Below are 12705 nucleotides of genomic sequence, written 5' to 3'. Positions count from 1 at the left end.
AACAGAAGTTCCGTCTCGTGATACCAAGTTCCGCCCTCTTGGAGGTTCACATGACAGCGCTCGACTGGACGGTGCTGGCCGGTTATTTCGTGCTGATGGTGCTGATCGGCCTCTGGTCGCGCACCAAGATCAAGACGGTGGTGGACTACTTCACCACCGGCGGCCGGATTCCCTGGTGGCTGTCCGGCATCTCGCACCACATGTCCGGCTACAGCGCGGTCATGTTCGTCGCCTTCGCGGCGGTCGCCTACACCTACGGCATCACCGTGTACGTCTGGTGGGCCGTGTCGATCGGCGTCGGGGTCGGTATCGGCGCGTTCATCTTCGCCGCCCGCTGGAACCGGCTCCGCGCCAAACATGGCGTCGTCTCGCCGCTGGAGTACCTCGCCAAGCGGTACAACCTGCCGACTCAGCAGGTGCTCGCGTACTCCGGTGCCGCGCTCAAGGTGGTCGACATCGCCGCCAAGTGGGTCGCGATCGCCGTCTTGCTGAACGGCTTCACCGGCGTACCGATGCGCTGGGGCATCCTGCTCACCGGCGTGGTGACGATGCTCTACGCGACGCTGGGCGGACTGTGGGCCGACGTGCTCACCGACTTCGGCCAGTTCATCATCCAGGCCGCGGCCGGGATCGCGATGTTCGTCGGCGTGCTCTCGCAGCTGGACGGCATCCCGACGCTGTGGAAGATGTGGGGGCAGCTCCCTGAAGGCCATGGCAGCGCGCTGAACGGACCGTACACGCCGGTCTTCCTGATCGCGTTCCTGTTCATCAAGACCTTCGAGTACAACGGCGGGATGTGGAACCTGGCGCAGCGGTACATGGCCGCGCCGTCCGGTTCCGAGGCGAAGCGGTCGGCGCTGCTCTCGTCGATCCTCTGGCTGGTCTGGCCGCTGGTGCTGTTCATCCCGATGTGCGCCGCGCCGCTGCTCGTCCCCGATCTGGCCAAGCCGGAGCAGTCGTATGTCCAGCTGGCGCAGTTGTTGCTGCCGAGCGGGCTGATCGGGCTGGTGCTGGCCGGGTTCTTCTCGCACACGATGGCCATGGTCGCCTCGGATGCGAACGTGATCTCGTCGGTGATCACCCGCGACATCGGCCCGGTGCTGGTACCGAAGCTGCGCAAGCTCTCCGACGTCGCGACGCTGAAGTTCGCCCGGATCACCACCTTCACCTTCGTCACGGTGAGCATGCTGATCGCGATCATCACCAACGGTCAGGGCGTGGTACTGAAGATCGTCGTCGACCTGGTGGCCGCGACGATGGGGCCGATCTCGATCCCGCTGATGCTCGGGCTGCTGCCGTGGTTCCGCCGGTCGGGGTCACGGGCGGCGATCGCCTCCTGGGCGGCCGGCCTGATCGTCTGGGCAATCGTCAAGTGGGGCGTCGGCTCCACCGACACGACGCTGGTGGTCGCGTTGCCGCTGGCAACTTCCTTGGTCGTGTACGTCGGCCTCGGCCTGCTCCTCCCGGAACGCCGCGACTCCGTCGACGCGCTACTCGACTCCCTGAACTCCGACCCCGCCGAAACCGACGAAGTACTCGCCAGACGAGCAGCCGCCGTCAGCTAGCCATCACCAACCAATCACTGATCTCCAAGGAGCCTCCCTATGCCGAACATCACCGTCGAACTGCTCTCCGGCCGCACCCTCGACCAGCGCCGCGAGTTCGTCGCCGCCGTCACCGACTCCGCAATCGCCATCCTCGGCGCCAAACGCGAAGCAGTCCGCATCGTCTTCCAGGAAATCGAGAAGTCCGACGTAGCCAACGGCGGCATCCTCGTCTCCGACAGCTAACCCCTCCAGTGCGCCCACCAGGCGCACGCCGCCGGCCCGGTCACCCTTCCGCCCCTAGGGGAAGACCGGGCCGGCTCGGGTTCAGCTACCCGGGTCGCCCCCCGCCGCGCTCGCCTTCAGTGCTCGTTGCCGAGCGCGCCCACATCGCCGAAGGCGGCTGCCGCTGACTGACTTGCGACCAGCGCTAGCTGATCGGCAGTCAGGCCGACCTCGCACACCGCCATGTGGTGCTCTTGTGAGAGCTTGACGTCGCTTACGCGTGGGTTGTCGGTGTTCAGCGTTACCGGCACCCCGGCGGCGAGGAGTTTGTGGATCTGGTGTTCGGCGTAGCTCGGAGCCGCACCAGTCTGCGTGTTACTGGTAAGCGACACCTCCAGCGTGACGCCGTGTGCGGCCAGCCACTCCATCAACTTCGGATCCTCTGCAGCCCGTACGCCGTGCCCGATGCGCTCAGCTCCTAGGTGCTTGACCGCATCCCACACGCTCTGCGGTCCGGCCGCCTCGCCCGCGTGGATCGTGACGTGCAACCCAGCATCCCGCGCCTGCGCGAAGGCATCCGCGAACAGCTCCGCCGGAAAGTTCGCTTCGTCGCCGGCCAGATCCACCGCGCAGAAGCTCTCCCGCCGTGACAGCAACGTCGCCATCTGCCGCTCAGCTGAATCGGCCCCGAGATGCCGGACCACAATCCCGATCAACCCAACCGGCAACCCCCACTTACCCGACCGCTCCGCCACGGCACCCGACACCGCATCGATCACCGCTTCGGGCGCCAAACCAGTGTCATGCGCAATGATCCCCGGGCAGTAACGCAGTTCGAGATAGTCCAACCCATCGTCAAACGCATCATCGACCGCCTCCGCCGCCGCGCGACTCCAGTCATCCAGCCCGACCAGTACGCCGATCGCGACATCGACCTTGGCCAGGTACGGGAGCAGCCCACCCTCGGAACCATCGGCCACGAGCGCAGTACGCGGCTTCGCCCGCCCGGCCAGCTCGTGGCCCGTCCGTGCGGCGATTTCCAGCACTGTGCTAGTCCGGATCGCCCCTTCGAGGTGCCGGTGCAGATCGACGAGCGGTAAGCGCATGGCTGATCTTCTCACTCTGTAAGCCAGCGGCCTGCCGGGCCGAGGTCTCACCTAGGCTGGTCCGTATGCGAGTAGGAGTGTTCGGTGCAACCGGTCAGGTCGGCGGCGTGATGCGGCAACTGCTGGTGGAGCGGAAGTTCCCGGTCGACGAGATCCGGTACTTCGCGTCCGCCCGCTCGGCCGGCAGCCGGCTGGCGTTCGGCGACGAGAAGATCACCGTCGAGGACTCGGCGACGGCCGACTTCAGCGGACTCGACCTGGCGCTGTTCTCCAACGGGAAGACGGCGTCCAAGGAGTTCGCGCCGAAGGTCGCCGCGGCGGGCGCCGTCGTCGTCGACAACTCGTCCGGCTGGCGGATGGATCCCGAAGTACCGCTGGTTGTTGCCGAGGTCAACCCTGGCGACCTCGACCACCTGCCCAAGGGCATCGTCGCCAACCCCAACTGCACCACGATGGCCGCGATGCCGGTGCTCGCGCCGCTGCATCGTGAAGCGCGGCTCACCCGCTTGATCGTCTCGACGTACCAGGCAGTGTCGGGGTCGGGCGGCGTCGGCGTACGGGAGCTCGAGGAGCAGACGCAGGCGCTGGCCTCCGGGGCCGGTCGTCTCGCGCTCGGCACCGACGGCGTCGTACTCCCTGAGCCTTCTGTATATGCCGGGCCGATCGCGTTCAACGTGCTGCCGCTGGCCGGCTCGATCGTTGCCGACGGCACCGGCGAGACCGACGAGGAACAGAAGCTCCGCAACGAGAGCCGCAAGATCCTGCACATCCCGGACCTGCTGGTCGCCGGTACCTGCGTCCGCGTCCCGGTCTTCACCGGCCACTCGCTGAGCATCCACGCCGAGTTCGCCGACCCGATCACCCCGGAGCGCGCCACCGAACTGCTCGCCAACGCACCCGGCGTCGAACTCTCCGACCTCCCCACGCCCTTGCAGGCCGCCGGCAACGACCCGTCCTACGTAGGCCGAATCCGCCAGGACCAGTCAGTCCCCGGCAACCGAGGCCTGGTCCTCTTCATCTCCAACGACAACCTCCGCAAGGGCGCCGCCCTCAACGCAGTCCAAATAGCCGAACTACTCCAGCAACGCGCCTGACGCTCACCTCCAGCCCGCGGCCGTCGCTCAGCGTCGGCCGCGCCTGACCCTCAGCCATTGCGGCGCCCGAAGAACCCTCGCCGCTTAGGCTCGTCCGGAACGGCGACGGTCACCGGCGTACCAGCGGCCAGCCCTGTGGTCTGCGCATGGATCTGCCCGGCCAGGTTGACCGCAACCACGAAGTCCATCACCTGAAGATTCGCCGGCTCGATCACCCCACCGAGAACCGGCGGCGTAACGAAATCGACGATCTGATCCGCCCCTGGCACCAGCCCACGCTGCAACGCAGCATCAGCAAGATCGATCAGAAGCTCGTCCTTGACCTCCGGCCGATCGAGGTCGGTCTGCAGGTGCTCCTGATCGCTCCAGCGATGCGTCAGCGTGCCGGCGATCGGGTCGAGCAACCAGAAGCCGTCGTCGGCGGCCAGGAAGACGTGACCGAACATCGTCGCCAGGATCGGCTGCTTGCCGGCCAGGTCCAGCCATGCCCATGCCTCCAGCGCACCGGCGTACTGCTCGTCGGTGAAGCTCTTGATGAAGTCCATGGGCGAAGGCTAGGGCTGGCCCGGGGTCAGCAGCGGCAGGCCTCCGCAACAGCCGTAAAGTCCTCTTCAACAGCTGTAGAAGCCCTCTTCCTCAGCAGCCGTAGAAGTCCTTGGTGTAGATGCCGTTGACCGCCGACAACGTGTGGTCGTAGCAGCCGTCGGTGCCGGTGATGCGGTAGCGGACCGTCTGGGTGCCGGTGGCGTGGCGTTGGTCGCGGGGGACGTTGTAGATCCAGGCAGCCCGACCGTCGTAAGTCTCCTCGGTACGCCGATCCGCCAGCGTCAGCGGGCCGAGCCGGCTCGTGGTGTGACTGCGGTCGGCGAGGTCGAGGTCGGTGATGACGTCGTAGCCGCCGGGAATGGTTGCATTGGGCAAGAAGCTGATGTACCCGTTCTTGCTGTACGTCAGATCGGTGCGGTCGACCCTCGCGCCGGTCGTCACGGTCGACACATCACGCCAGGACGCGTCGAGGGTGTCGCGGGATTCGCCGGCCGCCCAGACGTGCAGGCTGTCGTTGGTGATCGAGCGCTCTACGGTTGTGCGGACACGGCCGGCTGACGTATCGACGTACCCGCTGATCTTGAGTGATCGGGAGGCCTTCATGTCGACGGATCCGGCCGCGTTCGGCTCGCCGGTGACGTTGTCCGTCTTGGCCAGCGGCGATACGGCGTACGAGGTGAGCTTGCCGGTTGTCTGCTTCGAGTGTGCGTCGGTCCAGACATGCAGGTTGGGCACCGTGAACCAGCCGCTCTGTCCAGCCGGTACGCCGATCACGTGCACGCGGAACTCGTGCGGCTTGCCGTCGCTGACCAGGCCGGCGAAGGGCGTCAGATCGTACGTCAGCGGCCTGATGTCGAACGCGCGCGGCGCGGGGGAGGGGCGCCAGGCGTACGGGTTCGACCAGCCGCCCGTGTAGATGTACGGGTAGGGCAGGGCGATGCCGGCCGTCTTGCCGTCGATCTGCACCTCGACCTCACGGTACGGCGACCCGTCAGGGCACGAGTAGCCCGTCTCGACCGGCGCGGAGGTGTCCCAGAACTCCTCGCAGCCACCGCCGGAGCCGGTGACGTAGACCTCACCTAGCAGGCGAGATGTGTTGCGCGGGAGCGTCGCAGTACCGACGAGGTCGGAGTCTTCGCGGCGCTGGTCCTGCAGGGGGAGGACGGCGTTCGCAGTACGGGCTGCTGGGGCGCCGTGGCCGGTTGTGTAGAAGTCAAGGGTGACGACGATGTCGAGGACGCCGGTGTAGGTCTGGTCGACGACGTTGCCGAGCTCCATCACGACCGGTTGGGTGCTTCGCAACAGCGGACTGTACGACGTGACGTCCTTCTCGACCTGCCAGCTGATCCCGTCGGTGCTCGGCTCCGGGGTCGAGGTGCGGAACACGCCCACGCCGCCGATCGTGATGTGGCCGAGGCGGTCGTACTGGACGCCCTTGACCGAGCCCTGCATCCGCAGAACCACCTTCGACCACGCCCCGCGGCAGGCGGTCGGGGGTGTGTAGGTGGAGGTGTACGGGTCGAAGTTCTTGAAGCCGTTCCGGACGATCTCCACCGAGCAGTGCCGGGTGTGCGGCACCGCGACGGGCGGGGCCGGGGTCCGGGGATCGGAATAGTCGCTGCCGAACTCGGGCGGCGGTGGGGCCGCCGTCGCCGGGGTCAGGATTCCGAGGAACAGGACGGACAGTGAGACGAGTGCCACAGACCGTGCGCGCATGTTGCGGAAACGTAATCGAGATGGTGCGCCCGGGCAAGCGATCAGCATGGCCAGCGCTGCGCTGGCCTATTACTGTTCGGTTACTTGACCCCCCGTGGAGGCCAGACATGAAGCCCGTTGCCGACGGTCCCCAGCTCGCGTTGCTCAGCAACCGCAAGGAACACCTCGCGCAGATGTTCCTCGATCGCGTCGCCGCGACGCCTGGCCGGGAGGCGTTCCGCGCCCCCACCGGCGACGGCGGCTGGCGCTCCGTCACCTGGCAGGAGACCGAAACCCTGGTATGCCGGCGCGCGGCCGGCCTGGTCGCGCTGGGCGTCGAGCCCGAGCAGCGGGTCGGCATCGCGGCCAGCACCCGGCTCGAGTGGGTCCAGTGCTACCTCGCGTCGGTACTCGCGGCCGCCGCGACCACGACGATCTACCCGACGACGATGGCCGCCGACGTGGCGTACATCGTGGCGGACGCCGAAGTACAGGTCGTCTTCGCCGAGGACGCCAGCCAGGTCGACAAGCTGCGCGCGCATCGGTCCGACACGCCATCGCTGCGCAAGATCGTGCTGCTCGACGGTGAACCCGACGAGCGCGACGGCGACTGGGTGATCACGCTGGCTGCGCTTGATGCCTTGGGCGCGAAGCAGTTGGAGGCCTCGGCGTCAGCGGTTGACGAGCGGATCGCGCAGGTACGGCCGGAGCATCTGTGCACCTTGGTCTACACGTCGGGTACGACAGGCCGGCCGAAGGGTGTGCGGCTGCCGCACTCGGTCTGGACGTACGAAGGTGCTGCGGTGGAGGGGATCCGGGTGCTGAGCCCGGACGACCTGCAGTTGCTGTGGTTGCCGTTGTCGCACGTCTTCGGGCAGGTGCTGCTGGCGGTGCAGTTCCAGATCGGCTTCGCGACGGCGATCGACGGCCGGGTGGACAAGATCGTCGAGAACGCGGCCGCCGTGCAGCCGACGTTCATGGCCGCCGCGCCGCGCGTCTTCGAGAAGGCGCATGGCCGGATCGTGACGATGATGGAGTCCGAGGGCGGGATCAAGGCCAAGCTGTTCCACTGGGCCTTCGGGGTCGGGGCGCAGGTGTCTGCTCTGCGCCAGCAGGGTCGCGAGCCTGGCGGCGTACTGGCTGCTCAGTACGCCCTTGCGGACAAGCTCGTCCTGTCGAAGATCCGGGCGCGGTTCGGTGGGCGGATCCGGTTCTTCGTCTCCGGCTCGGCTGCTCTGGACAAGAAACTGGCCGAGTGGTTCCACGCTGCCGGCCTGCTGATCCTCGAGGGTTACGGCCTGTCGGAGACCGCCGCCGGCTCGACTCTGAATCGGCCTGATCAGTACCGGCTCGGCAGCGTCGGGCCGGTCTTCCCGGCCGCCGAGTTCAAGATCGCCGAGGACGGCGAGATCCTGATCAAGGGCCCGGGCGTGATGAGCGGCTACCACAACCTGCCGGAGCAGACGGCCGAGGTCATCGACGCCGACGGCTGGTTCCATACCGGCGACATCGGGCACTTCGAGGACGAGTTCCTCTTCATCACCGACCGGAAGAAGGACCTCTTCAAGACCTCCGGCGGCAAGTACGTCGCCCCGCAGGTGATCGAGGGCCGCTTCAAGATGATCTGCCCGTACGCCAGCCAGTTCCTTGTCCACGGCAACCAGCGCAACTTCGTCAGCGCCCTGGTGACCCTCGACCCCGAAGCCATCCAGCCCTGGGCCGACGCCAACGGCCTGGCCGGCAAGACGTACGCCGAAATCGTCACCTCCGACGCCGCCCAGAAACTCGTCCAGGGCTACGTCGACGAACTGAACGCCGGCCTCAACCGCTGGGAAACCATCAAGAAATTCACCATCCTCGACCGCGACCTGACGGTAGAAGGCGGCGAAATGACCCCCAGCCTCAAACTCAAGCGCAAACACGTGGAAACCACCTACGGCGACCTACTCGACAAAATGTACGACTAAGAAAACTCCCCACGCCTGCTCCGCCGTCCGCTCCTCCGTCGCGTCCGCGTTCGCTAGTCGACGGAGGCCGGTCGCGTGCGGACTCGATGGACTGCTGAGGAGACTCGATCGGGCCTCAGTGGTCCAATGGGTGGGCTGGGGGTTTCGGGGTGGTGGGGGTGGGTGTCAGGATGCGAGGGTTGATATACCAGGAGGCGCTGTCAGACCGATGAGCCTTGCAAGTTATCCGGCAGTGATGGTTACTGCGGTCGCCATGTCGCAGGAGCGGGATGACTTGCGCGGGATTGCTCGCGTTCAGTGGTCGAGCCCTCACGGTGAGTTGGAAGACAGCTCGATCGAAGATGTCATCCGCTGGCTTGATCACAGCGCCGGTATCGCCTACGTCGCCGAGCCGGATGGGAGTCGTGGGCCGCGGATCCGTGCGGTCGGCGGGAGCCTGGAGCGGTACATCCGGAGCAACCCGGACGACGAGACCGCCGACGCACTGCTGGAATTGCCACGGCTCGACCAAGTCACCCTTCCCGATCGAAGATCCAGGTCCCGCAGGGCCGCCCGCCAGCCAGTATGGCGCTGGTCTCCCGGAAGACGAGCCAGACCGGCCATGTAGCCGGCCCCGGTGCGCCGATAGCCACCGCCGTCCTCACCTCCGGGCTGTTCGTCAGCGGCTCGTAAGGCCCCACCATCAAGGACTCCTTGACATGCTGGCGCTCTCGGCGTCCTATTCGAAATAGAGCCGGGATGGGGAGACGGCGGTGCTGGGGGTACTGACGGGCTTGGATGCCAAGGGCAAAGACCTCACCGGCTGACTGAGCAGCGCAACGGGAGAGGGAGACACCATGTCCGACAAGCAGAACATCGACAGCCCGCACGAGCGACGCCCCTTCAAGGATCATGGGCACGTGGATGTTGTCACCCTGGGCGGCTTCACTCTCGGCCGTGGGGTGTTCGAGCCGGGCTGGCGCTGGTCCGAGGATGTCAGGCCGATCGCCGGTACCGACTCCTGCCAGGTCCACCACACCGGCATGGTCCTCTCGGGGCAGATGACCGTCCGGTTCGACGACGGCCACGAGCTCAGCGTCGGCCCAGGCGATGTCGTGGACCTCGATCCCGGACACGACGCCTGGACTGTTGGCGACGAGGCGTGCGTTGTGCTGGACACCGGTATCGCGGCCTACGCCAAGCCCGCGTGATCGCGAGCACCGGTCGTGGATGGGTGAGGATCTGGATCGCTTCGCGCCGGTGAGAGCTGCGTAGATCCGGTTTGAGAAGGTTTGCGCATGAGACTTCCGTTGCGCGTCGTGCTGTGGATCTACGTCGCGTTCAACCTGCTGCAGGCCTTGGTTCTCACCTTCGATCCCGAACTCACCGACCGGGCGTATCTCGGTGGCGACATGACCCCGACGAGACACTTTCAGTGGTACTCCGTTGCCGGGTATCACGTGCTGATCATCGCCGTCACGATCATCGCGATGACGTTGTCCCGAGCCGTCGACCGGCGCAAGCTCGTCATCGTGAACGCGCTGATGTACCTGCTCTGGGACGCGACCTCCCAGCTCGTGTACTGGGGCCACGAGATCGGCATGGCGACCTCAGACCTCGTCACCAACGCCGGCGTCAGCATCGTCACCGCCGTGATCCTCTTCGCCGTCGCTTACTTCGACCGCGACCCCGTGACCTCCGAGACGTCCGCAGCACGCTGACTGCCCGCCGGGCGGGGTCAGGTGACTCGTTGGGCGGTGATTACCGCGTTGCTCAGGTAGACCTTGCCGGTCCAGTCTTCGCAGGTGATGAGGACCAGGCGGCCGGGGACGGTCTGGTCGAAGACGCGGGATGCGTTCTTGGCGAGGGTTTGTTTGCGGTACGTCGTGACGCTGGTGACCCGGTAGCCGAGTTGTCCCCGGGTCGTGGTCACCTTGATGAGGTCGCCGGGCTGCAGCTGGTCGAGATTGTCGAACGCGCCGCCGCCGGTGTGCACGGTGTGGCCGGTGATGATGGCTGAGCCCAGGCGGGCTCCCGGTTGGGCTCCGCCGGTCCACCAGCCGAGCGTCTGGGGGTTGGAGGGTGGGATCAATTCGCCTTGCTCGGCGGAGATGCCGACGACGGGTGCGGTGACCTGCAGTTGGGGGATGGACAGCTGCAGGGGTTTACCTGGCCTGGCGGCCGGTACCCGCGGTGGCGTGGTCGTCTTGGGCCGGGTAGCAGTGGGCGGGGTGGATCGGTGCGGAATCGCTGGCGTGGACCGGTGGGGAATCGCGGGCGTCGATGCCTCAGGTGGTACGGCGCCCGCCCGGTCATCGAGTTGTAGGTAGGCGCCGACCAGCGCGAGGCCGATCCCGGCGAGAGCGAGCGACCCGCCCCACCGAAGTGGGGCGGGTCGACCGCGTCGCCGGGCGTTGGTCACGTCAGCTACTGTGCCTGCCCCGGCGCCTGAGTACGAGCGCGGCGCCTGCTGCCAGCATCAACCCACCGGCCGCGAGCAACCCTCCGCCGAGTGCGTTGAGCGGACCGCCGCGCGACGTGTCGCCACCTGTACTCCCGGCGAGACCCGCGTCGACCGCTGTCGGCAGACCGGAGGTCGGCGAGTCGGAGTGCGTCGTGACCGGCGCACTGGTCGTGCCGGTCGGCGATGTGGCCGGAGAGCTCGGTACGTGCGTAGGCACCGTGGTCGGCGGCGTCGTCAAGGGCGAAGTGGGCAGCGTCGTCGGAGGCGTGGTGGGTGGCGTCGTCGGGGGAGTGGTCGGCGGTGTCGTGGGAGGTGTGGTCGGCGGAGTAGTAGGAGGTGTGGTCGGCGGGGTGGTGGGCGGAGTAGTGGGAGGTGTGGTCGGGGGAGTGGTCGGAGGGGTGCAGCCCTCGACCCAGAAGACCTTGTGCTTGGTGTCCGCGCCGATCGAGCCCTGGGCATGCACGGTGATCTTCACGTGGTACCCCTGCTGCGGATGCGGCTGACCGGTGAACGAAAGGGTGTAGGTCTCCTTCGCGTCCAGGTCGTTGCCGCCGCCGGCCGGATCTTCGCCGATGAACGGTGTCAGATCGCCGGACTCCACCTGCAGGCCGCCGTTCGCGGTCGGCGCCTGGTCCTGGAAGAGCACGGTCGCGTTCAGGTTGCCCTGGTCGTAGTTGTAGAACTCGACCACGAAGGTGCAGCCCTGGTGCGGATTGTTGTCCGGCGGCCCGCTCTGGATGTCGGTGCCTTCGATCTTGATCGTGCCGTTGTTCCCGGGCGGATCGGCCTGCGGGCCCGCGGCAACGACTGCTGAGTCGCCCGGGTGGATCAGCGGTGCGGCCAGCGCGGTCGCGCCGGACAACAGCGAAAAAACCCCGGCGATGGCGACGATTCCGCCCACGCGGGAGTGGCTACCTGGCTGTGGCATCGCGACCGGCCTCGATTCAGGAAGGGAATTCTCCTCTGCAGTATGCGCCTTTCGTTGCCTCGGTCAACTAGTCGCGGCATTCCAGAAACCTCTTGCTAAATGCAACAACCGCCCCGGTGTGCACCGGGGCGGTTGCCGTGGCCGTGCGATCAGGCGCGGTAGGCCGTCCACATGTTGCTGATCCGGGTGCTCTGCCCCGGCGTGAACTGGTTGTAGCAGGAGTCGTAGGAGTAGTCCATGTAGTTGTGGATCGGGTCGAGACCCGGCAGCGAGCAGGAGTCACGGCCTTCGGGGCAGCCGTTGGTCGAGCTGCTCTGCGCGGGCGTGTCGGAGACCTCGTCGTTCGTGCTCGTGCAACCGCCCTGGAAGGTGTGGTACAGCCCGAACCAGTGGCCGGCCTCGTGGGTCGCCGTCTCGCCGAGGTTGTAGTTGGTCGCCGAGCCGCCGGGCAGCGAGGTGTACTGCACGCGGATCCCGTCGATACCGGGGTTGCGGGAGTAGTCCCACGGGAAGGTGGCGATCCCGAGGTACGAGAAGTCGACCAGCCAGATGTTGAGCGCGTTCTTGCCGCCCTTGCGGGTCTGCTTGCGGTAGGTGGAGCTCTGCTTGTCGTGGTGCCAGTTGGTGTTGTTGTAGCGGAACGTACCGGCCAGCGTGAAGGTGAAGCCGGTGTTCGCCGCCGCGGACGACTCCTGGCCGCCGAACGTCTTGTTGAGAACGGCGATCTGCTGGGAGATCTGCGTGTCGGTGACGTCACCGTTGCCGGCCGCGTCGCGCATCACGTTGATGTAGACGGGTACGGTCGCCGCCGCCAGCGCACCCTGCGGTACGCCGACGCCACGCGCGGCCTTGGCCTTCAGCAGTTGAGCCGTCCGGGCCTCGATCGCCTTCTGCTCGGCGACACTCATGTCGCGGGTGTCAGCACCTCGGCCACCCTTGGCGGCTGAGCCGGCCGGTGGGACGAAGCAGTCGGCCTTCTCGGCGGCCGGTGCCTTGGCGGTCGCCTGACCGCCGACCGGGCTGAAGACGAGCGCAGCGCCGGCCAGGGTGACGGCGAGTACGCGCAGACTGGGGGTGAAAGATCGCATCGGGAGCGCCTCTCCGGATCGGGCCGCTTGGGCGGGCGGCCGGTTGCCGGAATAATGCGAGCCAATTGC

At 66.9% G+C, this 12705-nt stretch carries 12 protein-coding genes; 6 read left to right on the top strand and 6 right to left on the bottom strand.

Annotated features, from left to right (window positions below; translation table 11 throughout):
* The first annotated feature begins 50 nt into the window (after positions 1 to 50).
* Positions 51 to 1565, top strand: coding sequence for a sodium:solute symporter family protein (locus ACIA12_RS13765; protein ID WP_396367302.1), 1515 nt, complete (start codon positions 51 to 53; stop codon positions 1563 to 1565).
* Between the two features lie 39 nt (positions 1566 to 1604).
* Positions 1605 to 1790 carry a tautomerase family protein gene (locus tag ACIA12_RS13760; protein ID WP_396367301.1) on the top strand — a complete coding sequence of 62 codons (186 nt, stop codon included), beginning with the start codon at positions 1605 to 1607 and terminating at the stop codon, positions 1788 to 1790.
* A gap of 116 nt (positions 1791 to 1906) precedes the next feature.
* On the opposite strand, the gene add is transcribed toward ACIA12_RS13760, so the two are convergent.
* Complete coding sequence (add, locus tag ACIA12_RS13755; protein WP_396367300.1) at positions 1907 to 2875, bottom strand: adenosine deaminase; 969 nt, start codon at positions 2873 to 2875, stop codon at positions 1907 to 1909.
* A 65-nt stretch (positions 2876 to 2940) separates the two neighbouring features.
* Here add and ACIA12_RS13750 point away from each other — a divergent pair, with 65 nt between their 5' ends.
* On the top strand, positions 2941 to 3969 hold the full coding sequence (locus tag ACIA12_RS13750) for an aspartate-semialdehyde dehydrogenase (protein ID WP_396367299.1): 1029 nt from the start codon (positions 2941 to 2943) through the stop codon (positions 3967 to 3969).
* A gap of 50 nt (positions 3970 to 4019) precedes the next feature.
* Here ACIA12_RS13750 and ACIA12_RS13745 read toward each other — a convergent pair whose 3' ends face one another.
* Both ACIA12_RS13745 and ACIA12_RS13740 read right to left on the bottom strand, forming a co-directional pair.
* The gene (locus ACIA12_RS13745) at positions 4020 to 4514 is read right to left on the bottom strand and encodes a T6SS immunity protein Tdi1 domain-containing protein (RefSeq protein ID WP_396367298.1); all 495 of its coding nucleotides are present in this window, start codon (positions 4512 to 4514) and stop codon (positions 4020 to 4022) included.
* A gap of 91 nt (positions 4515 to 4605) precedes the next feature.
* On the bottom strand, positions 4606 to 6231 hold the full coding sequence (locus tag ACIA12_RS13740) for a peptide-N4-asparagine amidase (protein WP_396367297.1): 1626 nt from the start codon (positions 6229 to 6231) through the stop codon (positions 4606 to 4608).
* 107 nt (positions 6232 to 6338) lie between these two features.
* Between ACIA12_RS13740 and ACIA12_RS13735 the strand changes: the two genes are divergently transcribed.
* From ACIA12_RS13735 to ACIA12_RS13725, 3 genes are all read left to right on the top strand, one after another.
* The gene (locus ACIA12_RS13735) at positions 6339 to 8177 is read left to right on the top strand and encodes an AMP-dependent synthetase/ligase (RefSeq protein ID WP_396367296.1); all 1839 of its coding nucleotides are present in this window, start codon (positions 6339 to 6341) and stop codon (positions 8175 to 8177) included.
* Between the two features lie 836 nt (positions 8178 to 9013).
* Positions 9014 to 9367, top strand: a complete 354-nt coding sequence (locus ACIA12_RS13730) for a cupin domain-containing protein (protein ID WP_396367295.1) — start codon at positions 9014 to 9016, stop codon at positions 9365 to 9367.
* A gap of 87 nt (positions 9368 to 9454) precedes the next feature.
* Positions 9455 to 9877 (top strand): hypothetical protein, encoded by a 423-nt coding sequence (locus ACIA12_RS13725; RefSeq protein ID WP_396367294.1) that lies wholly within the window; start codon positions 9455 to 9457, stop codon positions 9875 to 9877.
* A gap of 17 nt (positions 9878 to 9894) precedes the next feature.
* Here ACIA12_RS13725 and ACIA12_RS13720 read toward each other — a convergent pair whose 3' ends face one another.
* The 3 genes from ACIA12_RS13720 to ACIA12_RS13710 all read right to left on the bottom strand — a co-directional run bounded on the left by ACIA12_RS13720 (position 9895) and on the right by ACIA12_RS13710 (position 12636).
* Positions 9895 to 10578, bottom strand: a complete 684-nt coding sequence (locus ACIA12_RS13720) for a class F sortase (protein ID WP_396367293.1) — start codon at positions 10576 to 10578, stop codon at positions 9895 to 9897.
* Position 10579: 1 nt separating this feature from the next.
* Positions 10580 to 11521 (bottom strand): hypothetical protein, encoded by a 942-nt coding sequence (locus ACIA12_RS13715; protein ID WP_396367292.1) that lies wholly within the window; start codon positions 11519 to 11521, stop codon positions 10580 to 10582.
* Positions 11522 to 11697: 176 nt separating this feature from the next.
* The gene (locus ACIA12_RS13710) at positions 11698 to 12636 is read right to left on the bottom strand and encodes a zinc metalloprotease (protein ID WP_396367291.1); all 939 of its coding nucleotides are present in this window, start codon (positions 12634 to 12636) and stop codon (positions 11698 to 11700) included.
* Between the last annotated feature and the right edge of the window lie 69 nt (positions 12637 to 12705).

The sequence above is a fragment of the Kribbella sp. NPDC051620 genome (assembly GCF_044453825.1).
In the GTDB taxonomy this organism is placed as follows: Bacteria; Actinomycetota; Actinomycetes; order Propionibacteriales; family Kribbellaceae; genus Kribbella.
Note: the sequence above shows the minus strand (reverse complement) of the source record. Positions and strands in the feature narration are given on the sequence as shown.

What these genes read in the sequence shown, in the direction of transcription:
- ACIA12_RS13760 (WP_396367301.1), top strand. Translation starts at nt 1,605, where the DNA reads ATGCCGAACATCACCGTCGAACTGCTCTCCGGCCGCACCCTCGACCAG.
- ACIA12_RS13745 (WP_396367298.1), bottom strand. Translation starts at nt 4,514, where the DNA reads ATGGACTTCATCAAGAGCTTCACCGACGAGCAGTACGCCGGTGCGCTG.
- ACIA12_RS13730 (WP_396367295.1), top strand. Translation starts at nt 9,014, where the DNA reads ATGTCCGACAAGCAGAACATCGACAGCCCGCACGAGCGACGCCCCTTC.
- ACIA12_RS13735 (WP_396367296.1), top strand. Translation starts at nt 6,339, where the DNA reads ATGAAGCCCGTTGCCGACGGTCCCCAGCTCGCGTTGCTCAGCAACCGC.
- ACIA12_RS13765 (WP_396367302.1), top strand. Translation starts at nt 51, where the DNA reads ATGACAGCGCTCGACTGGACGGTGCTGGCCGGTTATTTCGTGCTGATG.
- ACIA12_RS13710 (WP_396367291.1), bottom strand. Translation starts at nt 12,636, where the DNA reads ATGCGATCTTTCACCCCCAGTCTGCGCGTACTCGCCGTCACCCTGGCC.
- add (WP_396367300.1), bottom strand. Translation starts at nt 2,875, where the DNA reads ATGCGCTTACCGCTCGTCGATCTGCACCGGCACCTCGAAGGGGCGATC.
- ACIA12_RS13750 (WP_396367299.1), top strand. Translation starts at nt 2,941, where the DNA reads ATGCGAGTAGGAGTGTTCGGTGCAACCGGTCAGGTCGGCGGCGTGATG.
- ACIA12_RS13725 (WP_396367294.1), top strand. Translation starts at nt 9,455, where the DNA reads ATGAGACTTCCGTTGCGCGTCGTGCTGTGGATCTACGTCGCGTTCAAC.
- ACIA12_RS13740 (WP_396367297.1), bottom strand. Translation starts at nt 6,231, where the DNA reads ATGCGCGCACGGTCTGTGGCACTCGTCTCACTGTCCGTCCTGTTCCTC.